Below are 24,926 nucleotides of genomic sequence, written 5' to 3' on the forward strand. Positions count from 1 at the left end.
GAGATATTTCTCCATCCATTAAAATCAGTAACCTATTCGTAAACAAAGAGTTAAAGAAACAGTTTGATTTTGAAAAAATTGATCCAGACTAAAATTCTATCCATCAAACTTCTTCAAAAGAATCTATAGAATAGCATCAACCGGAACGATTGAAAAAAGTTTTTTTATAAATGGAAAAAGATTCTGTGCTTGGAAATGCACGTTTTTACACTGCAATTTCACCGGATTGAACTTTCCAAAGCTGACGGTAAATTCCTTCTTTTGCGACCAAATCATCGTGAGTTCCCCACTCGGCAAGCTCTCCGTTTTCGAGTACAAAAATATGGTCGGCATGCCGAACTGTAGAAAGCCGATGAGCGATAATAATGGTCGTTCGATCCTTCGAAATTTTGTACAGTGATCGTTGGATAGCTGCTTCTGTTTCATTGTCTACAGCGGAAGTGGCTTCGTCTAAAATCAGGATTGGCGGATTTTTAAGAATAGCCCGCGCAATAGAGATCCTTTGCCGTTGACCACCCGATAATTTCTGTCCTCTTTCTCCAACAATGGTGTCATATCCATCATCCAGATCCATAATAAAATCGTGAGCTTCAGCCATATCTGCTGCCCGAATCACCTCTTCTTTGGATGCGCCAAAAGTGCCGTAACGAATATTTTCAATCACACTTCCATGAAAAAGAAAAACATCCTGGCTAACCAATCCGGCAGACTTAACAAGATCCTGAATTTTGTATTCTCTCAGGTCTCTGTCATCCAATAATATCTTTCCTCCGGTTACATCATAAAAGCGCATTAATAATTTAACCATACTGCTCTTTCCTGCACCGGTAGCGCCAACAATTCCCACCGTTTCTCCGGCTCCGATTGTAAGGTTTAGCTTTTTCAAGACAGGCCCTCCGGTTCTGTACCGGAAGCTTACATCTTCAAATTTGTACTCACCTTCCACTTCTTCCGGTTTGATGGAAACCGTGCCATCCGGCAATTTTTCTTCCGTATTCAATAATCCCATAACCCGCCTGGTACTGGCCATGGCTCGCTGGTACAAGTCGAATGTTTCGCCGAGACGTGTAAGCGGCCAAAGAAGACGTTGGGTGACAAAAATCAATACACTGTATAAACCTACTTCCATCTCTCCATCCAGGGTTTGGAATCCGGCAAAGATTAAAATGGCGATGAACCCGGCCATAATCAGCATTCGGATGAGAGGTACAAATGCAGAACTGAGACGAATTACATCCTGGTTGGCTTTTTTATACTGATCAGAAAGGTGTGCAATTCTCTGGTTTTCATGATCCTGCGCACCAAAACTTTTAATGGTGGTCATACCACCAAGGTTATTCACCAATTGTGAACTGACCTCCCCGGCCTGATCCCTGACTTTGCTATATTTTGGTGCAAGTTTCTTTTGAAACCAAACGGATCCCCAAATAATAAACGGCATTGGCAACAGGGCCATCCAACCAATCTCCGGTGCTGAAAAAATAAAAATAGACCCAATCACAACAACTGTGATAAAAACCTGGATCAGATCATTGGCCCCGTGATCAAGAAATCGTTCAAGCTGGTTTACATCGTCATTTAAAATAGCAATCAAATCACCAGACGAGCGGTCTTCAAAATAAGCCAGTTCCTGCTCCTGGAGATGGCTGTAGGCATCTGTCCTGAGATTGTCTTGTGTGAACTGAGCCAGATCTCGCCAATAGATTTTGAACGTGTATTCGAAAATTGATTCCAGAACCCATACCACCACTGTAACACCTGCTAAAAAAAGCAATTGATCGGCCGGATCGGGTATTCCATACCTTCCAAGCAGGCTCTCCTGTCCTTCCACTACAATATCAACCGCTACCCCGATGAGAATTGGCGGAGCGAGGTCAAATAACTTATTAAGTACAGAAAAAAGTGTTGCCAGTGAAACTTTCTTTCGATAGGGCCTGAGATAAGAAAGCAACTGAACAAGAGGGTGCCTGCCCGTATCGGAGGTATTTTGCATTGTGTAAATCAATTAGGTAAAACGAGAAGCCTGTAGATGTCATCGCATGCCTCATCGTCAGATATTTTATGAAGCCTTAAATTTAACAAGTCATCCGATGACTTTCGAATTGTTTTATTCTATGGATGGAATAGCAGTCACTCCTTTCCTCCAAAGATTTTAAAATCTTGAACTTCAAGAAATATTCCGAGAGAATGATCAGGAGATCGTTTCATTTTATTCGCATTGGTATAGGTACGTCAGCTCTTCCTTGCCAATGCGTAAATACCGGTTCCCTTCTCATTTCTGGTGTAAAGATCGGCGAAATTCATAAGCAGGCAAACCGGCATCACGACAGGATAGTAAATCAACAATGGCAAAACAGCCAATAGTTTGATATTTGTAAACCAGATCATGGGCCATTTAACGGACAGAACCCATGCGGCATGTCCCCAGAAACCATATGTATAATGCGGCTTTACGGAGCTTAAACCTGCCGACTCCAACTTGGCCGTAATTTCTTCTTTTGAATAACCCGTTCGTGCATGTTCGCCCACAAAAGAGTCGTCTTCATCTGCATCCTCTTCGGAATAATGAGAGGGTGAATGCATTAAAAAATGACCGCCATTCTTCAGGCCACTTTGAAGATTTCGCATCACAGTCACATCATCTTCGATGTGTTCCAGAACATCAATACAAATGACGAAATCAAACTTTTCTTCGGAAGAAAATTCAAGCAGATCGGCTTCATAAAATTGAATTCTGTCCTTTGTAACATCATCCCGAAAATAATGCCGGTTGTCCTCCAGATAATCCTCCTTTACATCGATGGAGTGAACTTTAACATTCTTGAACTGACTAAGAATAAACCGGTCGTACTGACCAAACCCGCAGCCGGCGTCCAGCAATTTCCATTCTCCTTTTTGATCCATCTTTTTACCCATTTCCCTGAGAATTCTTCGGATGTGCCAGCTTCGCAGGAAAAACAGATCAAGCACAAAATAGAAGATTCTTCTTAGCCATCTCGAATGTCGAATAATTCCGGCAAAGCGATCTTTTACCGGATCATAGGCAATTTTACTCATAATCCTTTCTTCTCTTGAATCCCCGGCTTTTCCTTTTTCACTTGTCTCTGATTGTATATTTCGCCAAGAAATCCGATCGAGAAAAATTGTACACCCAGCAAAATCAAAAGAACGCCCAGGAAAAGAAGCGGCCTGTTGCTCAACGGTTCGTTATAAAAAATCTTCAAATAGCTAAGCCAACCGCTAACGCCAACACCCAATATCAAAAAAAGGACTCCCATGGAACCAAAAAAATGCATCGGCTGCCGCATATATCGGTTTACAAAGAGAAGCGTAACCAAGTCTAAAAAACCATGGAGAAATCGGGATATACCAAACTTGGTACTCCCGTATTTTCGCGGATGATGTTTAACAACTTTCTCGCCAATATTGTTGAATCCTTTCCATTTGGCAAGCAAGGGCACATACCGGTGCATTTCTCCATAAAGATAAATACTATCGGTTACTTCTTTGCGGTATGCTTTCAATCCACAGTTAAAATCATGCAATTTGATACCGGTTGTGAAACGGGTCACCGCATTAAAAAAACGGGACGGAACGGTTTTGGTTATAGGATCGTGGCGTACTTTTTTCCAGCCGCTCACAAGGTCGTATCCTTCTTTCAGCATTTCGATCAAAGCGGGGATTTCATTTGGATCGTCCTGCAAATCGGCATCCAACGTAATAACAAAATTACCTTTCGCTTCTTCAAACCCTGTCTGAAGGGCATCGCTCTTCCCGTAATTCCTTCGAAATTTTATCCCTTTTACACAAGAATATTGTTGATTTAGCTTTGTAATCACTTTCCAGGAAGAATCTGTGGAACCATCATCTATAAAAATGATTTCATAAGTATAGTCTGCCAATGCATCAGCAACCCGGCTGGCAAGTTCTGATATGGATTGATCCTCGTTATAAAGAGGAACGACCACGCTGACATCCACAGAGGTAGAATTTTTCAAGTTTTTATTCATACATTAAATACCGTCAAATAGCATTGCAAGAAATTAAAAATGCCGTTACGCTTGTTGATGGTCAACCTGAAGGTAAACGCTGAAACAGAAAATAATAGATTTCGACGCCATGAAGAAACTGTATTATTCAATTGGAGAGGTTAGTGAAATCACATCGGTAGAACCGCATGTTCTCAGATACTGGGAAACCATCTTCAAAGATCTTTCTCCCCGAAAGAATAAAGCAGGAAACCGAACCTACCGCGAACAGGATATTACGTTAATTTTAAAGCTGAAAGAGCTGGTTCAAAATAAAAAATACAGTACAGCCGGAGCTCAAAAAATTCTCGAAGAGCAAAAATCGAAAGACGAAACATCCCTGGAAAGCTCCAAACTGCCTGCTGAAACCCGGAAAGATTTGAGTGAAGTCCGCGTATTTCTTGAAAAGCTGATGGAGAAGTTGTAACGATTAATTCTGAATAATTGAACATCCTCTCTCCTTTACACTGAGAGCCAAATCTTGAATCCGAAATCTTAAACTTTGGGGTAACATCTCAACTTCAGAATCGTTATTTTTAGCGCGATTAATTTTTCCCGTAGTTGAATGAACAATAGCATAACCAAAAACTTTTCGCTCAAAGAAGTTCTGGGCAACCTGAGCGACTATTACGAACTCACCAAACCCGGAATTACCTTAACGGTTGTTTCCAGTATGATGATCGGTTTCCTGATGGGATCGGCTGGAAGTGTGAATTTTGTAAATATGATTCATGCCATTGTTGGAACGTACCTGATTGCCGCCGGAACCGCTGCACATAATATGTTCCTGGAACGTGATCTGGACGGAATTATGAAGCGAACGAGCAAACGTCCAATTCCGGCCAATCGCCTGGAGCCTTGGCAAGGTTTATTCTTCTCGATGGGGCTGATTCTTTTTGGACTGGTTTACCTGTTGTTTATGGTAAATATCGTAGCCGGAATGGTTTCACTTGCAACCACAGTTATTTACCTCTACGCTTACACTCCCCTCAAACGGATTTCTGCACTTAATGTATTTGTTGGAGCCATTCCCGGGGCTTTGCCTGTAGTTGGCGGATGGGCCGCTGCAACCGGAACGGTTTTTGAACATGGCATGTGGATTCTCTTTGGAGTCGTTTACTGCTGGCAGATTCCTCACGTTATGGCGATTGCCTGGGTTTGCAAGGATGATTATGAACATGCCGGGTTTAAAATGCTTCCCAAGAATGACCCACATGGGCTAAAAGCGTCACTTTGGATTATTGTCCCGCTGCTCATCCTCATACCAACCGTCTACAAACTTTATGTAATGGAATTGGTTAGCTGGCTGTATCTCGGCGGATCTCTGCTTACTACCCTTGGATATCTTTACTACGGAATTAGGTTCATCATTTCGCGGGATAAGGCTGCTGCAAAATCCCTGATGCTTGCTTCATTTGTGTACCTGCCTCTCATCTGGATTTTTATTTTTACCGATTGGATGATTCTGTAATTCTGATCTGAGTCAGCTCACTTGAACTTTCCTTTCAATACCTCTGCCAAATAACAGGAAAGGGATACAATCAAATGCGTTGGATTTTCCACACTACTGGTTGGGAAAACAGAACTCCCGGTAACAAAAAGATTGGGAATACCCATCACGTTTAGTTCCTTATCAACTACAGCTTTCTCTTTCTGATTCGAATACCTTGTCCCTCCCATAATATGAGAAGCATCGGTATAATTAGCAGATTGTGAAAGATGCTCCGGGTTGTATTCCAAAACACCGCCCAGATCTGATATTTTCTTCTTAAGAGATTCAAAAAAGTTAACCACTTCGCTCAGTTCATCCGGATGAAGATTGTTGATTAATGCTGGACTTTGAAGACCATTTCTGTCCCTTTCTTCAGCCAGAATGAGCTGATTTTCATATCTCGGACGTTGCTCACAATATGTCATTAAATGATAAACCGGTGAAGAATCCCGATTAAAATATCCTCGTAATGTGTTTTCCAAAAAATCACTTTTCCGGATAATGGGAAGCCTCGCCATTTCATTTGCAAGCATTCTCAGAAATCCCCGTTCTCTCAGAATCAGTCGTTTTGATGATACCTGGAATGATGAAACCGAAATCTTATTCATCCAAACGGTTGCCCGATTGCCAGACCTCATAATATTGCTATACACTCTTGTTTCACCCGGCTGATTCCGGATTCCACTTTTACAGATACCATAATTTCCGGACTTCAACTGATAGTTATCTATCAAAAATGAACGGGATTTGTTTAAAATTGTACCGTGCCACACCCGCGGATGGTCCATCACATATTTGCCAGCATTTTTTAGAAACGAATCCTTCCTCCCCTGAATCTGATTCTTCATTATTAAAAGCATTCGGGCATTTTCGATAGCTCCCATCGCAAATACAAAACAACGGGATTGAATAACGCTTCTCTCGTTTTTCTGATTTACAAAGGCGAGGGTTTTGATGCGATCACCGGTAAAGTCAGTAGAACCCACACAAGTTAAAAACTGGAAAATTCGAACATTCTCATAACTTTTTATGATTTTTGATTTGGCATTAAACCGCTCAGTCTTGTGTGCCCAATAAGCAACCAATTCGTTATCAGAATTTGCACGTTCTCCGGCAAACCCGGGCTTCATTCCGAAAAGTCGAAATGCATCATCATAAAATGGTAAAACGACATCTTTTAAATCGCCCCATTCTGAATCCAGAACCGGATCAAACCGAAAGGGAACAACTCTTCCCACCCATAAATTTGCCGTTCCGCCGATCTGCCTGTTCCGCCGGCTTTCCTTATCTCTATATATAAAATTTGACTGAACACGCAGTGTATTAAGTTCGTTAGCCTTCTTGCTAAACTCTTTTCCACCACTCTCAACGATAATTACATCCAGCCCCGAATCAGCAAGTTTTGACGCCAGTGTAACGCCCGCCGGTCCGGCACCCACAATGCAGACATCCGAATGGATGGTTTCCTGATGAACAGTATTGCAGTCAAAAATTTTCATTCAACTTTACTTGGTGCCGATAATCCAGATATTGGAAGGCATCATGCTGTCAATTTGCCTCTCTTCATCAAAACGGTGCCCGTCATACTGTTTGTTTACAAGCACATCCAACAACGGCAGCGACCACGCCAGAAGTTCTAAAAACGGCTTAAATATAATGTTAATTCGTGATTGAAGAAGAATTCTCTGGCATAGAATTCCCAATGTACGAAAAGGTCCACACGAACCTTTGATCTCAAGATCACGCCATTCAAATTTTTCCATCAAAACCCTTGCCCCATAATGAGTAACATGAAAGTAGTTTTCCGGCCCACGATGAATTGAAAAAACGCTACTGGCGGCAATGTAAACTTTTCCACCTGGCTTCAATGCTTCATGACATTTCCCAATCAGCCTAGAAGGATCTTTCATGTGCTCCAGAAGTCCCATACAAATAACGGAGTCATATGCATCCGTCGGGAAGTCATCGAAATAGGCGAGGTATTTATCTGTATCAAAAAGATGATGCGGCATTTCATCGTACTCTTCCAGTACTTTGTCATGATCGAATTCACTAAAAACCACAAGTGATTTTCCCCTTGGATCAATCAATTCAGAGAATCGTTCAAGATCTTTGGCGGTAATCTTTTTTTTGATAAACAGATGCTTATCCGACAGATACTTTATTTTTTTCAAATAGTACTTAAAATCTTTCTCTGTATCTGCCATGCTCAATCATCTTCATTCTTTTGGATAGCTTGCAAGAGTTTCTTTGCACCGATCTCCCAACTTCTTTCTTTGAGAAACGGTTGTGTATAATCAGGATTCCAGGATTGAATATAACTCACAATTTTATCCGGAGTACCCGTTTCTTTGTCATCAATAACATATCCCAGGTTTTCCCTATCCACAATCAATGGAAGTGCCCCTGTATTTTGAACGATCATTGGCTTGCCCAATCCTGCAGCCACATATAATGTGTATGCAACGGACTGATCTGTTAATCCCCGGTAGAAAAAGTCGATCTGTTCTGAAATAAATTCTTCATTCACAGAAAATGATTCTTCAATCAGCAAAATATAAGGTGTCGTAGTCATTCTTTCTTTTGCCGATTCAAACTCTCTCCCCTCCGGATAATTTCCAATCATCACCAAACCCACGCAGTAATCGTCATCCTCTTCGCATTTCCCTATGATTGAATCGGCTCTTAAATAATGATTTTTCTTCTTTGCAGGTTCAGAAACACAAAGTCCGACAATTACTTTCGAATTTCCAAGCCGCATCAACGATTCTTTAAAGCGCACAATTTTCTCTTTGAGTTCAACATTTTTTTGATTCAGTTCTCCTCGCTTTACTTCTCCAAAACAAGTCCAGTCCAGCTTTTTCTTTTTGATTCCATACCGTTCTGCAACTTCAATCAGGTTTGGATCTGTTACAAAAATTTTATTTGAAGCCAGGCCAACCATTTTCCTCCTTATGCGACTGAGAATTGGATGGTTGTGATGCGTCTCCTGATCGATGTTGTGCATTAACCAAATGATTTTCACTCCCAGAATTTTACAGACGAAAATTGTCAGGAAATCACGGAGGAAGAAAAGTGTGGATTCGTACAGAGACTCATTGTCATTCAGATAGCGAAATACAAATCCATGTATTCTCCTTCCCTGAAAAAAACCGGATATGATGATGATAATCCGGGAATAAATTTTCTTGCCATTATGAACAATTTCACAATTGTACTTACTTAACTCTCGTCCCCAAAACTGTGTTTTAAAGTCTTCTATCGAGAATAGTATTCTTGTTCTTCTCATCTCAAACTATTGATCCATACTACTCAAACACATATAAATTTATTCGTGATAATATAGAAGAACTTTTCGAAATGGGAAGTCTTACCAGATGAATTTCTGATTTCTCAATAAATCGGCTAAGGATTAGTTTTGCGGATCAAACTGATCTCCCTTAAAAACCTTCATCAAGTAATAAAGGCTAGGCAAAATAATGCAGGAACCGACGACCAATGCCCAAAATAACTGCCAGAGAGTGGCATCGGGCGCCACGGAATTGTAGAATGTGAGATCTTGTGTGTTGCCGGCCATTCGAATCACGACAGGCATTTGTACCCAAAACCAGGCCAGCAAAATAGATATAACCTGGCCTGCAGCCACGACTCTCGACAAAATCTTGCGCTCCGTTTTAAGTGCCCACCACAATACGGGAATGGAAAGAGATGCAAAAGCGACCATCCCCATTGCAAAGGGGGAATTTATATACATTGAAAAAAGTGGAAGGCCATTGATCTCTGCCAGGCTGAAAATCAAAATACCTGTTGACACGGCACAGGCATTCAGGGTTTTGGCTATCGTAGTGAATGAGCTGATTTGTTTGTCATCTGTAGTTTCACCAATCAGGTAAACCGCCGCTAAAAATGCAAACAGAATGAGCGTAAAAAGCCCAACTGTAAACGAGAAGAGATTCAACCAGGGTGCTACAAAACCTTCAAAAAAAGTTTGGGGAGAAGCCGTGATTTTTCCCAAAACAACAGCACCAATCACAATCCCAAGAAACAGTGGAGTAATCAGGCTCGATGTTTTAAAAACCCAGTTGTATACTTTGTTACTTTTTCCCTGGATGGCATCATAATGCATAAATGCGAAGGCCGTTCCCCGAAATACAATTCCAATCAACATGATGAGCAGTGGAATATGTAAATAGAGTGACATTGTGGAATAGATTTTTGGGAATCCCATGAAGAGTATCACAACCACAAGAATCAGCCAGACGTGATTTGCCTCCCAAACCGGCCCGATTGCATGAGCAATAGTTTCACGATCTCCTTTTCCGGAAATAAGTTCCAGCACGCCGGCACCAAAGTCTGCGCCTCCAAAGAGTACGTAAAAAACGATGGCAAGTCCCAGGAAGAATATAATGGCTTCAATTAACATGGTACGAAATTAAGTAACCTTTTATGGATTCCTCAATGGTTTAGCCGTTTCGTAGCGATCGGCTAATGTGATGATTTGCCGGTACATTAGCCATATCACAATAACCGACAATAACAAATAGACCCCGGTAAAAATAAAAAACGGGTATTGCAGTCCCGGCATGGAAGAAACAGCATCCTCCGTTTTCATAATTCCATAAATAATCCATGGCTGCCGACCAACCTCGGTTACCGTCCAGCCCGCTTCAACAGCAATGAAACCAAGCGGTGTACATATGCCGGTCAGCCACAAAAACCATCTTGGCAACGGCAATCCTTTACGGCGCCAAATCAGGTAAAAATAAATCAATCCGACAAACATCATCAGGAAGCCGCATGCTACCATTATTTGAAAAGCGATGTGTGTTATGAGAACCGGAGGCCATTCATCCTCAGGAAATTGATCCAGCCCGATTACTTCGGCATCAAAATCGCCATGTGCCAGAAAACTTAACAAACCCGGTATTTCAATAGCGTAATTCATTTCACGCGTTTCCTCATTGGGAATCCCGAAAATACTGAGCCCAGCCGGTTGTTTTGTTTCAAACTGACCTTCCATAGCGGCAAGTTTGGCAGGTTGACGATCAGCAACATCTTTTGCGGAAAAGTCGCCACTTATGGGTTGAAGGATGGCAGCCACCGCACCAATTGCCAACGCAATTTTCAATGCTTTTCTGTGAAATCGATTATTTCCTCCCTTCAAAAGTAAAAGTGCATGCAATCCGGCTACAGCAAAACCTGTGGCAACAAAAGCTGCAATCGTCATATGAATGGATTGGGAAAGCCATGCATCATTAAACATCGCGGCGACCGGGTCTATATTAATTGCCTGGCCGTTTACCCAATCGAACCCTGCGGGGCTGTTCATCCACGCATTCGCAGCAACCACAAAAATCCCTGATGCTACTCCCGAAATCCCAACTACCAAACCGGTTACCCAATGAGTCCACGGTTTGAGTTTATCCCAGCCGTAAAGAAACAATCCCAGTGCAATAGCTTCCACAAAAAATGCTGTTCCTTCCCAGGAAAACGGCATCCCGAAAATGGGACCGGCATGCTCCATAAATGTCGGCCAGAGAAGTCCCAACTCAAATGAAAGAACGGTACCTGATACGGCTCCTGTTGCGAAGAAAATGGCTACACCTTTTGCCCACGCTTTGGCCAGGTCGAGATAAACCTGTTCACCTGTGCGAATCCATTTGTATTCAGCGATAGCCATTAAAAAAGGCATGGCCATTCCGATACATGCAAATACGATGTGGAATCCAAGTGAAACAGCCATCTGAAGACGCGCGGCGAGAAGATCTTCCATTTAAACAGAGCGGTTTAACATTTTGTTTGTACTGTATGTATGCATTCCAAATGAAAGATATATGAAAATTACTCATTTCTTTTTGATGAGTGTGAAGCATATCTGCCTCGGAGATCCTTCTGGCTCAACCTGTATGGACAGGCTCAAGCTTGAAGGCTTCTTTCATTTACTTACAATACTGAATACTGAAACGGACTTTCCTCTGATTATTGCTGAAGCGCAGGATATTTGCCTGGGTTCGCCTCATTCATGATATCATAAACTGCTTCGATGATGTCCTCGGCGTTTGGCTTGGAAAAATAATCGCCATCAGATGCATACGTTGGTCGGTGAGCCATAGCCGACAAGCACTTCGCAGGGCTGTCAAGATGATAGAAACCACCTTGCTCTTCAATGACTTGCTGCATCATGTACGCTGTTGCGCCACCGGGTACATCCTCATCTATAAACAGAATTCGGTTCGTCTTCTTCAGTGATTCGAGGATCATCTGATTTCTGTCGAAGGGAAGCAAAGTCCGAACATCAATCAATTCAGCCGAAATATTCATTCTCTCAAGATTCGGCAAAATACTCTCTACAATATTGCATGTTGATCCATAGGAAACGAGGGTGATATCGGTTCCCTCTTTAATTATTTTCGGGATTCCCAGCGGAACAGTAAATTCACCTAAATTTGACGGCATTCTTTCCTTCAATCGATACGCGTTCAACGGTTCGATAACCAGTGCGGGATCATCACCCTGCATCAGCGTGTTGTAAAAACCGGCTGCTTCGGTCAGATTTCGCGGCACACAAATATGCACGCCCCGTAAACCGTGTATCAACATTCCCATGGGCGATCCGGCATGCCAAATTCCTTCTAACCGGTGACCCCTGGTACGTATAATTAATGGATATGCCTGCCCTCCTTTTGTTCGATATCGCAAGGAAGCTACATCATCCACCAATACCTGGAAACAATAAATCAGGTAATCCAAATATTGAATTTCTGTGATTGGGCGAAGTCCCCGTAACGACAGTCCAATCCCCTGCCCTAAAATCGTGGCTTCACGAATGCCTGTATCACTAACCCGAATATCCCCGTATTTTTCCTGCATTCCTTCCATGCCAAGGTTTACATCCCCCAGCTTTCCGGTATCTTCGCCAAATGTAACGGCATTCGGGTATTTGCTAAAAATCACATCAAAATTATCCCGAAGTACGATTCGTCCATCTACTTTTTTGGGATGAGATTCATACCTTGGCTCAATTTCTTCAATATGCAACGGAGAGTATTTGGTCTCGCTGTAAAGATGAGAATGATATCTATCTGCGTTTAATTCTTTCTGATCGTCCAGCCAGCTCACCAATTTATTTTTGGGGATGCTGTTTTTCCCTCTCAACTCCAAAATCACCCTTCGGGCAATAGAAAGCACATCGCGTCTCAACGGTTTGCTCTTCCTGTTGAGATTCGATTTATACTCTTTTAGCTTTTCAAGATCAGGATGAATTTCAATCACTTCATCAATCAGTTCCAAAACCTGATTTTTTTCATTTAAAATAGGTTCCTGGAAAGCTTGCCATGCCTTCTTCTGTGCTTTTTGAACTTCATCTTTTGCCTCTTTATCGAGTTCTTCGAGCTCTTCTCCGGTGGCAATTTCCTCGTTTATAATCCATTCTTTGAACTTACTTACACAGCAGTGCTGCTCTTCCCATTCCAGCCGGTTATCGCTTTTGTAGCGTTCATGAGAACCGGATGTAGAATGTCCCTGGGGTTGAGTGACTTCCTCAACATGAATTAAAACAGGAACATGTTCTTCACGTGCAACGGCAGAAGCTTCGTTATACGTAGCAAGCAACTCTTCATAATCCCAACCTTTGACTGTAAAAATTTCGAAACCGGGTTCTTTTTGAGTTCTTTTAAATCCCCGCAGAGCTTTGGAAATGCTTTCTTTCGTGGTTTGATATTTCTTTGCGACTGAAATTCCATAACCATCATCCCAAACAGACATCACCATCGGAACCTGTAAAACTCCGGCCGCATTCATCGTTTCCCAAAAAATACCTTCAGAAGTGCTTGCATCTCCTATTGTTCCCCATGCCACCTCATTTCCATGAACTGAAAATTGATTCCAGTCTTGCAGATCATCACAATGTCGATATACTTTTGAAGCCTGGGCCAAGCCCAGTAGCCGGGACATTTGCCCCGCTGTCGGTGAAAGATCTGCCGAGGTATTTTTCATGTCCGTCTGGGATTTCCACGTCCCATCTTCCCTGATAAGTCGGGTTGCAAAATGCGAATTCATTTGCCGGCCGGCCGAATGAGGATCGGCTTCCGTATCAGGATTGGCGTAAAGCTGGGCAAAAAATTCCTGTATCGTCAACTCACCAATCGCCATCATAAACGTTTGATCGCGATAGTAACCGGATCGGAAATCACCATTTTTAAAAAACTTCGCCATCACGATTTGAGGAAGTTCTTTCCCATCACCAAAAATGCCGAATTTGGCCTTTCCGGTTAAAACTTCTTTCCTGCCCAGAAGCGACATTTCACGGCTGGTTCGGGCCAACTTATAATCCTTAAGTATCTCCTGAACCTGTTCTGCCGTGTATTTTATTTCCGTCGCTTCCTTATTCGTCATGTTTCCGTTTTTTTATCTAAAAAATGCTGGGCGTTTAACTGTTAACGATAAGCTAAAACATAATAAGAGCTTGATGAGAAATTACAAAATCATCCTGCGCTAAATTACAGATTTTTTGTACTGCTATTTATCTATTAAATAAATGTTTTACATGTACTTACAACTATTATCTGTTTATTCGCTAAAACCGCCTTTCGTCATATTTATAGGGTCAAGAGCTTTTTTAAGTTCCTCCTCAGAAAGATCCGTCATCTCTTTTGCAACTTCCATTACAGCCCGATCTTCAGCAAAGGCTGTTTTGGCAATTTTTGCTGCTTTATCATATCCAATAATCGGATTCAACGCGGTTACCAGCACCGGGTTTTTTCCAACCATTTGTTTGATTCGTTCTTCATTGGCTTTTACACCCTGAACAGATTTTTCAGCAAAATTTCTCGCAGCATTCGCAAGAATTTCTATCGATTGAAGGAGATTGTGAGCCACAACCGGCAGCATCACATTCAGTTCAAAATTGCCTGCCTGGCCTCCAATTGTAACTGCGGCATCATTCCCGATGACCTGTGCACAAACCATGGTAAGTGATTCTTCAATTACAGGATTTACTTTTCCTGGCATGATGGATGATCCGGGTTGTAATGCTTTAAGTTGCAGTTCGCCGAGGCCACTGTTGGGGCCTGAGTTCATCCAGCGAAAATCATTTCCTATTTTCATCAAACCAACAGCAATGGTTTTCAACTGGCCTGATAGTTCAACGGGAGCATCAACCGTTGCTTGTGCTTCAAAGTGATTTTTTGCCTCTTTAAAATTCACCCCGGTATCTTCCGAAAGAGCCGCTGCAATTCGTTGTCCAAATTCTGCGTGAGTGTTGATTCCCGTGCCTACAGCCGTTCCGCCTTGTGGCAACTCCTGGATTCGTTCCAGGGCAGATTCCAAACGTTCAATTCCGAGCTCAACCTGCCGTGCATAGCCACTGAATTCCTGCTGGATGGTGACCGGCATAGCATCCATTAAATGGGTTCGCCCGGTTTTTACAACATCTTTAAATTCTTCACCTTTCTCAAGCAGTGATTCCTGAAGTACTTTCAATGCAGGAATTAACTTGTTCTTGACGGAAAGCACAGCAGAAACCCGAATAGCAGTGGGAATGACATCATTTGAGCTCTGTCCGTAATTCACGTGATCGTTCGGGTGGATTTTTACTTCCGTGCCGGACTTCAGTTCATTTGCCCTTTTTGCGATAATTTCATTCGCATTCATATTGGTGGATGTACCCGATCCGGTTTGAAAAATGTCGAGCACAAAATCGTCATCAAATTTGTTATCAATCACTTCCTGAGATGCTTTTTGAATAGCATCGGAAACATTTGCGTCGACCAATTCAAGATCCGTGTTTACAACAGCAGCAGCTTTCTTTATCCTCCCCAAAGCGGAAATAAAATCACTGCTAAAACGAATGTTACTGATCGGAAAATTTTCAAAAGCACGTTGAGTTTGAGCGCCATAGTATGCGTCAGCGGGCACTTTTATTTCGCCCATTGAGTCTTTTTCAATGCGGTAGTCAGCCATAAATCTTCTCTATTTAGGTTGTTAAATTCTCTCCTTTTAAGGTAGGATTTTTAAGCCAGAATTTGAAGAAAGGAAGAGCAATTTTGAGGTGTTTTTACGGTTTTAATCAACACCAAAATCATTCTAAATGAAAAGCTTCTGTGATGAGATCTTTTCTTACAGCTTCTTGCTGTACATTCTGTATCGCTTATCTACGGTTCCGCCAATGCGTTCTGCTACACGAAGCATTTGGATATTATTTTCTAAAATCCATCCGACTTCAGAGGAATAGAAATCTTTCTTCAATCCATTCTGTATCGCTTCCCTGTGCATCAAAACATCAATTCCTTTTCCCTGATGCTCCGGCAGAACTCCCATTAATGCCGTTCTTATTTTGTTGATTTTACGCTTGTTCCACAAAAGCTTAAAAATTCCAAACGGCAAAAGGCGTCCGTTCATTTTCCTAAAAATCTGGTTGTAATCGGGCAGGGCAATGGAGAATCCAACCGGTTTTCCATCGAGTTCGGCAACGTGGGCAAAATCGTCATCAACAATGGTTTTCAAATCAGCAGCAAGTGCGTCGAATTCTTCTTCACTAAGCGGAATAAATCCCCAGTTATTCTTCCAGGCTTCGTTAAATATTTCGCGAATGATGTGAACTTCATCTTTTATCTTGCGCAAATTGATTTTCCGAATCTTCAGGCCCGGTAGCCTTTTTCTTACAATCTGAACCGCTCTCTCTGCTCTTTCCCGATCTACGCTGCTTTGCGTGACCAGAAACGTTAACAGATCCATCTCCTTTTCATATCCCGTTGATTTTATCAGCTTATCATAATACGGTTTATGATAGGGCATCAGGATAGATGGATATTTTTCAAAACCATCAACCAAGATTCCGATCTCATCCATCATACCCGGATTGGATGGTCCGAGAATATTCTCCATTCCCTTGTCTCGCAGCCAGTCTTCGGCCACTTTAAAAAGCAGGTTCGCCGTATTTTGATTATCAATGGATTCAAAGAAACCAAAAAAACCGGTTTTTGTCTTATGATAATCGTTATACCGGTGATCGATGATTGCAGCAATCCGGCCGGCAATTTCGCCATTTAATTTTGCCAGAAAGAGAACGATTTCCGCGTTATTATAGAAAGGATTTTTCTTTTCGTCGATGAGCTTCTTTTGCTCCATCAGAAGCGGAGCTACCCAATACTTATTGTGAGAATAATGACGATACGGAAATTTGATAAACTCTTTCCGGTCCTCGTCAGACGTGATAATAGAAATTTCGTGGGTATTGGGCCTTTCTTTCACTTAGGAATTAATATCAATCAGTGACTGACCATTTTCATCAATAATACCGTGCTTGATGCCAACTTTTTTGAAAGCGGCTAAAATTTTATCCAGATGTTCATCCGTGTGAGTTGCCATATAGCTTGTACGTACAAGGGCCTGGCCACGCGGCACGGCAGGTGGCACAACTGCATTCACATATACGCCGGCTTCAAAAAGGTCTTTCCAGAATTCGAAGCAGCTAATCATATCTCCGATTACAACCGGAATAATTGGAGTTTGGCTGGTCCAAACATTAAAACCAAGAGCTTTCAACTCCTTTCTCATATAGTTGGAAATTTCTTCGAGTCGTTCGAGTCTCCATGGTTCTTCCTGCAGAATTTCTAGTGATTTTAGAACAGTCGCCACATTTGCAGGAGGCATACTCGCACTAAAAATATGTGCCGGTGATTTATGGCGAACATATTCGATAACTTCTCTGTCGCCGACGAGAAATCCTCCAAGAGATGCAAAAGATTTAGAAAAAGTACCACTGATAAGATCCACCTTGTCCATGAGTCCAAAAACAGAAGCCGATCCTCGTCCTCCCTCTCCCACAACACCAATAGCGTGGGCATCATCAATGTAGAGACCTGCATCAAATTCCTCAGCCAGTTCTACCAACTCAGGGATTTTGGCGAGCGTACCAGACATTGAGAAAACGCCATCAGTAACAATAATTTTCCCAACCGATGAATCTTCTCGTTCAAGAAGAGATCGCAGGTGATCTATATCGTTATGGCGATATCGAACTGTTTTTGCATTTGAAACCTGGGTACCAACTACAATACAGGCGTGATTATCTTTATCAGAAAAAATAACATCGTTTCGATCGGCAACGGTTTGAATGGAACCTTCATTGGTTTGATAACCGGTGCTAAACAGCACACAGGAATCCTTCCGCATAAACTTTGCCAGCTTCTCTTCAAGCTCCAGATGGAGGTCAAGAGTACCATTCAAATAGCGGGAACCCGTACACCCTGTTCCGTATACTTTAATTACATTTTGGGCGGCTTCAATTGTCCGGGGATCGTTGGTGAGTCCGAGATAATTATTAGACCCGGCCATGATCACATCCCTTCCCTCGATGTTTACGGTTGTTCCGTCTGTGGCTTGTAAAGGTTTAAAATATGGATAAAGTCCACTTTCCTTTATTTCCTCAGCCGTAGTAAACTCGTAGGCCTTTTTAAATACACTTCTGTGGGAGGTTTCGGCTTTAATATCGCCCATTATAAATCGTTGCTTTTATTTTAAACAAGTAAATATACCGAGTATTCCGCTTCAATCAAATTTGAGATTCAATTTGAAACGCTTTTGACAATACTTTTCAGAAATGAGATATATCGATCGACAACCGTATCCCAGCTATAATTTTTCTGGACATACTCCTTCGACTTCTCAGACAGATCATCAAGCTCATGTACTAGAACATAATCAATTTTTTCAGCAAAAAGATCCGCTTCTCCATGCGGAATCCTGTACCCGTTTACACCCTGCTCAATCACATCTTTTATTCCTTCCAGATCGGATGCTATGGCAGGTACATTTGCCCGGTTTGCTTCCAACAAAACAATTCCGAATCCTTCCATGTCCCCTTCAACAGGAATATTCGGCATCACAAAAAGGTCGGCAGCTGCGTAACATGCATGCAATATATTTCCAGGCTGCTTCCCAACAATAACAATTTTTTCTTTCTGATCAGAATTTTCTCTCGCTTTTAAAATATTCTCATGCTCAGGGCCATCTCCGACAATCAAATAAACAGCGTCGGTTTCAACCTTATTAAATACTTCCTGGATAAACCATTCATGGCCCTTTCTCTTCACCTGGCGGCCCACTGAAAGTAAAAGTTTCTTATGGGTCAGATCAATCCCAAATTCTTTTTCAATAATTTGCCGTGCCTCAATTTGTTCAGGTAGCTTTTTTACCACTTTCATATCAAACCCATTTGGCAGAGCTACTCCTTTTGCTGGTGCCATTCCTCTTTTAATACATTCATCCCGTGTGGCTGAGGAAACCGAAATAACCCCGTCCAGTTTCTTAAAAACCGACGGCACATACCATTGATACAAAGCCACCGGTTTCGTCACATCCTGCCCGTGATTAATTGTAACAAAGGGCACATTTGGTTTTTTAAACATCGCCGGCAAAACTCCGGCCGTTACCATTGAGGAAAAAAGGACTACATCAGGTTTTGTTTTCTTTATTTTTGAAGGAATTCTCCAAAGGAGGCTGACTAAGAAGAAAAAAGCTTTAACCCCGATAAATCTCCAGGATGTTTGCATAATAATAGCATCCACTTCCACATCGTCCCGACGGTGCAAGGCATCCACCAACTGTATGCTAACGTTTTGCATTCCTCCAACACTTTTAAGGGGTTTGCCTTTTGGGGGGTGCAGATGTGAAATATAGAGTATGCGCAATGTGTTATTTCTCAGCCTCCAAAACTTCTTTGTAGTAACCTAAAAGCTTACCGTTTATCGAGTCCCAACTATATTTTTTTGATTTTTCCAGAGATGCATTTGCCATTCGTTTGCGCAATTCCGGATCAACAATCAATTTCTCGATTAAGGTAAAAAATTTATCCGATCTTTCAACGGGTGCCCGAAATCCGTTTTCTCCATGATCTACCAACGATTTACTACCCGTAGCATTCGCTACAACAGCCGGCAATCCGCTGGCCATGGCTTCAAGGGTTACATTTCCAAAAGTTTCAGTATCTGAGGGAAAAAAGAAAATATCGCTGGATGCATACGCTTTGGCAAGATCTTCTCCTTTTAAAAATCCGGTAAAAAGGGCCTTTGGCAGTAATTCCATCATCCCATCCTGGGCGGGTCCATCGCCCACAACCATTGCCTTTACTTTTTTATACTTCTTTTTGAGCCGATTCACAACATCAGCGAAAAGGCGAAGGTTTTTTTCCCAAACAAGGCGGGAGACAAAGGTCACTATAATATCGCCATCATCAAAACCATGTTCCCGTCTCCATTGCATATCTCTTTTTTGGGGATTGAAAAGCTCGCTGTTTATCCCTCTCTCCCATAACTTTAATTCTGCCGTAATATCTTTTTCGACCAAAATTTCCGCCATAGATTTTGAGGGCACATACACTTCCCTGCACTTTCCATAAAACCAAGCCAAAAATTTCCACAACGTGGGCTCTAATACGGAAAGCTTGTAGTACTTCAGGTAACTCGAAAAATGGGTGTGATAGGAAGAAACAACCGGAACCTCTTTTTTTTCTGCCCATCGTAATGCCTTAATCCCCAGAATATCAGGTGTGGCAAGGTGGACTAAATCCGGGTTAAACGCTTCCAGTTTTTTTTGCGCTTTTTGGGGAAAACCGGTTGTAAATCTGTACTCGGGTCTGCCGGGCATCTTAACAGAAGGGACTGCAATGAGAGTACCAATGTGATTAAAAGCCGGTTTCGGAATAGTCGGCCCAAAAATCAGTACTTCAACCCCATTTTGTTGAAGGTAATCTACCAATCGGTTTAGTGTGAGGGAGACGCCATCACGAATGTGATTATAGTTGCCGGTAAAAATTGCTACCCTCATTCCGTCATATTGTTTCAAATGCAATGGCCATATTTGTATCTTAGGCTGATGATCAGCCATATTCAAATGAAAGCATGTGAATATACAAATTAAATGAATGTATTTGTTACCGGAGGAACCGGTTTTATTGGCAGCCACCTTGTCGATTCTTTAATCGATGATGATAAAACCGACAAGATCAAGTGCCTTGTTCGGAATAGGGAAAAATGGCTGGAGGGCAAATCGTACCAAAAAATAGACGGCGACCTCCATTCCATTCGAACCATAGAAGAGGCTTTACATGATGTTGATACGATTGTGCATCTTGCCGGAGTAGTAAAAGCTCCAACCCAGAAAGAGTTCGATTTTGCAAACGTAGAGGCAACCGAACACCTGGTACGACTGGCCAATCGATCGGGCGTTAAAAAAATGGTGATTCTTTCATCTCTTGCCGCAGCAGGTCCCAGTAAAGGAAAACCACTTGCTGAAGAAGATCCCATGAAGCCCATCAGCATGTATGGGCGGTCCAAGAAAAAGATGGAAGAGATGATTCACAAAGTGGCTAATCCCGATTTATCGGTAACTATTTTGCGGCCGCCGGCGGTCTATGGCCCGCGGGAAGACCAGATTTACACTCTTTTTAAAATGATGAGCAAAGGTGTGGCGCCAATGGTTGGTGACGGTGAAAAACCTGAACTTTCGATTATTTACGTACAAGACCTGATCCAGGCAATTCACAAATCAATCTCTCAGAAAGAGAAAGGGGTTCACACCTATTTTGTTTCGGGGGATGAGGTCACAAACTGGAATCGCATTAACGAAATTGTACAGACAGTTTTGGGAAAGAAAACAATCCCGTTACACATCAAACCGGATTGGGTAAAAAAAATAGCCGGAATTGTAGAAACAACAGCAACATTTTTTGGTTCATATCCCGTTGTTAACAGGGATAAAGCGAATGAAATGATTCTCGAATGGGTGTGTAATCATCAAAAAGCAAAAAAAGAGTTACACTACCAACCCCGGTATACCCTTGAAGAAGGCATCTCAAGAACATTGCGATGGTATAAAAAACATAATTGGTTATGAACAGACGTCTGAAAACATTTTTACTTTTTACCACACTTTTATTTCTCCCTGTTGGAATTTTACACGCTCAACTTGTTAAAGATCTCGGCCGGCAAATTGAAGTTCCCAACATTACGAACCTGCAAAGTTCGGCAACCCACCTTTATGTTCTATCAGAAAGTGAAGGGCTCGTTGTTTTTCGTGCTCTGAGTGATTCCCTCCAATGGCTTTACTCTTCAACCGGCATGCAACAACGTGGCCACACGCTCGAAAGTGATATCCGTTTTGCCTATCTCTACGGAGATGCCCGAAGGCTTACGGTTATTGAACCGACCTCTGTACTGGGCGTTTATTCATCCACAGTATTGCCGGATGTTCCGCACTCGGCCAAACGCATTGGCAATGATCTTTTCATTGCACTTGGCAACTCCGGATTTGGACGCATTAGCCTGGAAACACCGGAAAGTGTAGATGCTGGCTTCGAAACCATTCATGAAAACAACACGCTGGACCTTGCAACGGATGGAGGACAAACTCTATTTGTACTACAAGCGGGAGGAATTCTCAACATTTATACTGTTCGCGAAGGAAGGGTGAACCTGAGTGAAGAAGTTGAAGTCGGACACAACCTGAATAAATTATTTTTGATTGAAGGCGAATTAATGGGATCAGATAGCGATGGAAATATTTATCTGATCAATTCAGACGGTGATACGCAACAGATTGCCGATGTTCTTAATTCTGTTGATAAAATTTCAACATGGAAAGACAGAACGATTGTTCGTACAGAAAATGCCGATCTCTGGATGGAGGATTCGGCCGGGAATTTCAACCGCTGGAAATCGGGAGAGCGTTCAGGAAATTATTTCACAATATCTGAAGACACATTTTGGATTACTGAGTACAACAAAGTGGTACCTATTGTGGAACAAACCTCGCAGCGGCAACCCTCAAATGCTGGCACATCCACATCCGGATCTTTTCAACTCAGCGAAATCAATAATGTGGTTCTTCCCTATCCCCGGCCATTACTTCTGCCTATAGAATTTGAATCGGAGGTAAACTTAAATGATGTCTCCTTGAGTTACAGCGCTTCGTTTGATAATGCCCAAATTCGCGGCAACACATTTTACTGGCAGCCCACGGCTACCCAATCCGGCCGACACAACGTAACGATTACCGCCTCGCTGGCTGACGGGCGATCGGACAGTACTCAATTTATTATCAACTTAAGGCCATTTAATTCACCTCCACGATTTACTCCTACCCGCCCAATTTCTATACCGGTTGGCGAAATGTTTGAACTTCAGATTAGCGCCATTGACCCGGACGGAATGGATCAATCCCTTAACCGATACCTTGGAGTGGACATGCCGAACGGCGCTCACATCAACGAACAAACCGGAAGATTTACCTGGGAACCCTCGGAAAGAGAGGTCGGAGAACATTCATTCCGCGTAATTGCGACCGATCAATACGGAGCTGCTGCTTCCCAGGATTATACTATTAATGTTGTGGAACTCTCCGCTCAATCAGGTGAAGAAGATCTGTTTGAACAGTGAGCGATTTTCCGGATAAAATTTTAGAATGGTATTATCATCATAAGCGCGATCTCCCCTGGCGGGCGACTGACGATCCCTATAAAATCTGGATTTCGGAGATCATGCTTCAACAAACCCGGGTTGATACGGTCATTCCCTATTACGAACGATTTCTTGAGCGATTTCCCACCATTTATGATCTGGCCGATGCTGATCAACAATCGGTTTTAAAATGCTGGGAAGGTTTAGGGTATTACAGCCGTGGGCGGAATCTTCACCACGCCTCAAAAATGGTTGTGGAAAATTTTGATGGTCAATTACCTTCCACCTGGAAAGAGATCACTTCACTAAAAGGAATTGGACCGTACTCGGCATCTGCCATTCTAAGTATCGCTTTCCAAAAAAAGCATGCCGTTGTTGATGGAAATGTGATTCGCGTTTTATCCCGTTATTATGGAATTCAGGATGATATCCGAAAATCAGCCACTAAAAATAGAATCCAAGAGTTGGCTGATGATTTAGTTCCGGAGGATGTACCCGGCGATTTCAACCAGGCCGTGATGGAATTGGGAGCAACGGTTTGCACTCCTCAGAGTCCGGATTGTCTAACCTGTCCTGTTTCTTCAGATTGTGTAGCGGCAAATAGTGCTCAAACGGATGTAATCCCATACAAATCACCGGCAAAAAAAGTACCGCATCATCAAATTGGTATTGGAATTATCATCCGGGAAAATCAGGAAGTTTTAATCGCTCATCGAAAAGAAGATGCAATGCTGGGCGGACTCTGGGAATTTCCCGGCGGAAAGCAGGAAAACGATGAAAATATCCAAGATACTGTACACCGCGAATTACGGGAAGAGCTTGGAGTGGAAGTAAAAATTATTGAACCGTTTATGCGGTTGAAGCATGCCTATTCTCATTTTAAAATTACGTTACATTCTTTTATCTGTCAGATCACAGATGGTACGCCGTCACCCAAAACCAGTCAAAAAATAAAGTGGGTGCCAATCGATACTTTGGGTGAATATCCTTTTCCAAAAGCAAACCGAGACCTTACCAATAAACTCAGGAGTAAGGAGTTTTTACAAAAAGAACTAAATCTGTGACCATTATAAAACCTTGTAGTCCTGCACAGCTTCGTCGCCTGAAACCCTACCTGGACTTGTGTGTGCAGAACCTTGAAACGCCGGACTATATTCACAATGATCCTGTTTCTTTTGTTCATGCATTTGAGCATAAAGATGACCAAGAGCTGGCTGGTTTTTTTGCGGCAATTATGGCATGGGGCCGGCGAGATATTGTGCTGGCGAAAGTGCTGGATTTACTGGAACGGATGGATTATCGCCCTGCCGATTTTATCCGAAAGTATGACTATCGCTCCCAATCTGTTTTTGATGGGTTTAAGCACCGCACTTTTAAACCGGTTGATGTTCACTGGCTCACCAAATGCCTGCAGGAAATTTTGCATTCCTACGGCTCGTTTGAAGCTTTCTGGAAATCCTGCTACCAAATATCTCAGGAAACCGGACGTGAGCTCATGGCGGTTTTTCATCACCGTTTTTTTGATTTACACCCCAACATTCCTCACCGTACCCGGAAACATATTTCCAATCCGGAAAAGAACAGCGCTGCAAAACGTTTATATATGTATTTGCGATGGATGATTCGCCGGAACAGTTCTGTGGATATTGGAATTATGAATTTTATGCCACCCTCCGAACTCGTTATTCCGCTTGATGTTCACTCGGCACGCCAGGCCCGTGTCCTGGGACTTCTAACCCGAAAAACCAATGATTGGAAAGCAGCCATGGAACTAACAGAATTTGCCCGGTTGCTTGATCCTTCAGATCCTGCCAAATATGATTATGCCTTATTCGGAATTGGTGTCAATAAGCAACGTATTCCTGATGAATTTGTGATCAACCCCCGGTTTTTGAAGTAAGTTCAGGAGAATATTTGAAGGGTTTGAAAAATAATCTGATCTTAAAAAAA

20 protein-coding genes are annotated in these 24,926 nt (G+C 42.4%); 6 read left to right on the forward strand and 14 right to left on the reverse strand.

Annotated features, from left to right (window positions below):
* Positions 1–205: 205 nt before the first annotated feature.
* The 3 genes from L0B18_RS15860 to L0B18_RS15870 form a co-directional block, all read right to left on the reverse strand.
* Complete coding sequence (locus tag L0B18_RS15860; RefSeq protein ID WP_234572779.1) at positions 206–1,993, reverse strand: ABC transporter ATP-binding protein; 1,788 nt, start codon at positions 1,991–1,993, stop codon at positions 206–208.
* Between the two features lie 239 nt (positions 1,994–2,232).
* Positions 2,233–3,057, reverse strand: coding sequence for a class I SAM-dependent methyltransferase (locus L0B18_RS15865; protein ID WP_234572780.1), 825 nt, complete (start codon positions 3,055–3,057; stop codon positions 2,233–2,235).
* Positions 3,054–4,010 (reverse strand): glycosyltransferase family 2 protein, encoded by a 957-nt coding sequence (locus tag L0B18_RS15870; RefSeq protein WP_370647590.1) that lies wholly within the window; start codon positions 4,008–4,010, stop codon positions 3,054–3,056. The genes L0B18_RS15865 and L0B18_RS15870 overlap by 4 nt, the downstream gene beginning before the upstream one ends.
* A 109-nt stretch (positions 4,011–4,119) precedes the next feature.
* Here L0B18_RS15870 and L0B18_RS15875 point away from each other — a divergent pair, with 109 nt between their 5' ends.
* Complete coding sequence (locus L0B18_RS15875; protein ID WP_234572782.1) at positions 4,120–4,455, forward strand: MerR family transcriptional regulator; 336 nt, start codon at positions 4,120–4,122, stop codon at positions 4,453–4,455.
* A gap of 138 nt (positions 4,456–4,593) precedes the next feature.
* Positions 4,594–5,499 (forward strand): heme o synthase, encoded by a 906-nt coding sequence (gene cyoE / locus L0B18_RS15880; protein ID WP_234572783.1) that lies wholly within the window; start codon positions 4,594–4,596, stop codon positions 5,497–5,499.
* A gap of 17 nt (positions 5,500–5,516) precedes the next feature.
* On the opposite strand, the gene L0B18_RS15885 is transcribed toward cyoE, so the two are convergent.
* The 11 genes from L0B18_RS15885 to L0B18_RS15935 form a co-directional block, all read right to left on the reverse strand.
* A complete protein-coding gene (locus tag L0B18_RS15885; protein WP_234572784.1) occupies positions 5,517–7,019 on the reverse strand; it encodes a GMC oxidoreductase in 1,503 nt (500 codons plus the stop codon).
* Between the two features lie 6 nt (positions 7,020–7,025).
* Entirely contained in the window at positions 7,026–7,694 is a 669-nt protein-coding gene (locus L0B18_RS15890) for a class I SAM-dependent methyltransferase (protein WP_234572785.1), read from the reverse strand.
* A gap of 35 nt (positions 7,695–7,729) precedes the next feature.
* Positions 7,730–8,809 carry a hypothetical protein gene (locus L0B18_RS15895; protein ID WP_234572786.1) on the reverse strand — a complete coding sequence of 360 codons (1,080 nt, stop codon included), beginning with the start codon at positions 8,807–8,809 and terminating at the stop codon, positions 7,730–7,732.
* A 123-nt stretch (positions 8,810–8,932) separates the two neighbouring features.
* Positions 8,933–9,943, reverse strand: a complete 1,011-nt coding sequence (locus L0B18_RS15900; protein WP_234572787.1) for a cytochrome d ubiquinol oxidase subunit II — start codon at positions 9,941–9,943, stop codon at positions 8,933–8,935.
* Positions 9,944–9,964: 21 nt separating this feature from the next.
* Complete coding sequence (locus L0B18_RS15905; RefSeq protein ID WP_234572788.1) at positions 9,965–11,293, reverse strand: cytochrome ubiquinol oxidase subunit I; 1,329 nt, start codon at positions 11,291–11,293, stop codon at positions 9,965–9,967.
* Between the two features lie 206 nt (positions 11,294–11,499).
* Positions 11,500–13,914, reverse strand: coding sequence for an alpha-ketoacid dehydrogenase subunit alpha/beta (locus L0B18_RS15910; RefSeq protein ID WP_234572789.1), 2,415 nt, complete (start codon positions 13,912–13,914; stop codon positions 11,500–11,502).
* A gap of 174 nt (positions 13,915–14,088) precedes the next feature.
* Positions 14,089–15,480 (reverse strand): class II fumarate hydratase, encoded by a 1,392-nt coding sequence (locus L0B18_RS15915; protein WP_234572790.1) that lies wholly within the window; start codon positions 15,478–15,480, stop codon positions 14,089–14,091.
* Between the two features lie 156 nt (positions 15,481–15,636).
* Positions 15,637–16,770, reverse strand: a complete 1,134-nt coding sequence (locus L0B18_RS15920; RefSeq protein WP_234572791.1) for a GNAT family N-acetyltransferase — start codon at positions 16,768–16,770, stop codon at positions 15,637–15,639.
* Positions 16,771–18,018 (reverse strand): aminotransferase class I/II-fold pyridoxal phosphate-dependent enzyme, encoded by a 1,248-nt coding sequence (locus tag L0B18_RS15925; RefSeq protein ID WP_234572792.1) that lies wholly within the window; start codon positions 18,016–18,018, stop codon positions 16,771–16,773. It lies immediately after the preceding gene.
* Between the two features lie 68 nt (positions 18,019–18,086).
* On the reverse strand, positions 18,087–19,145 hold the full coding sequence (locus tag L0B18_RS15930; RefSeq protein ID WP_234572793.1) for a glycosyltransferase family 4 protein: 1,059 nt from the start codon (positions 19,143–19,145) through the stop codon (positions 18,087–18,089).
* Positions 19,146–19,215: 70 nt separating this feature from the next.
* On the reverse strand, positions 19,216–20,406 hold the full coding sequence (locus tag L0B18_RS15935) for a glycosyltransferase family 4 protein (RefSeq protein WP_234572794.1): 1,191 nt from the start codon (positions 20,404–20,406) through the stop codon (positions 19,216–19,218).
* Positions 20,407–20,439: 33 nt separating this feature from the next.
* Here L0B18_RS15935 and L0B18_RS15940 point away from each other — a divergent pair, with 33 nt between their 5' ends.
* From L0B18_RS15940 to L0B18_RS15955, 4 genes are read left to right on the forward strand one after another with little or no spacing between them, the layout of a single operon-like run.
* Positions 20,440–21,414 carry an NAD-dependent epimerase/dehydratase family protein gene (locus tag L0B18_RS15940; protein WP_234572795.1) on the forward strand — a complete coding sequence of 325 codons (975 nt, stop codon included), beginning with the start codon at positions 20,440–20,442 and terminating at the stop codon, positions 21,412–21,414.
* The gene (locus tag L0B18_RS15945) at positions 21,411–22,955 is read left to right on the forward strand and encodes an Ig domain-containing protein (RefSeq protein WP_234572796.1); all 1,545 of its coding nucleotides are present in this window, start codon (positions 21,411–21,413) and stop codon (positions 22,953–22,955) included. Before L0B18_RS15940 ends, L0B18_RS15945 begins: the two co-directional genes overlap by 4 nt.
* Entirely contained in the window at positions 22,952–24,040 is a 1,089-nt protein-coding gene (mutY, locus tag L0B18_RS15950) for an A/G-specific adenine glycosylase (RefSeq protein ID WP_234572797.1), read from the forward strand. The genes L0B18_RS15945 and mutY overlap by 4 nt, the downstream gene beginning before the upstream one ends.
* Positions 24,037–24,876 carry a TIGR02757 family protein gene (locus tag L0B18_RS15955; protein WP_234572798.1) on the forward strand — a complete coding sequence of 280 codons (840 nt, stop codon included), beginning with the start codon at positions 24,037–24,039 and terminating at the stop codon, positions 24,874–24,876. Before mutY ends, L0B18_RS15955 begins: the two co-directional genes overlap by 4 nt.
* The last annotated feature ends 50 nt before the right edge of the window (positions 24,877–24,926 follow it).

Source organism: Rhodohalobacter sp. 614A (assembly GCF_021462415.1).
Classification (GTDB): domain Bacteria; phylum Bacteroidota; class Rhodothermia; order Balneolales; family Balneolaceae; genus Rhodohalobacter.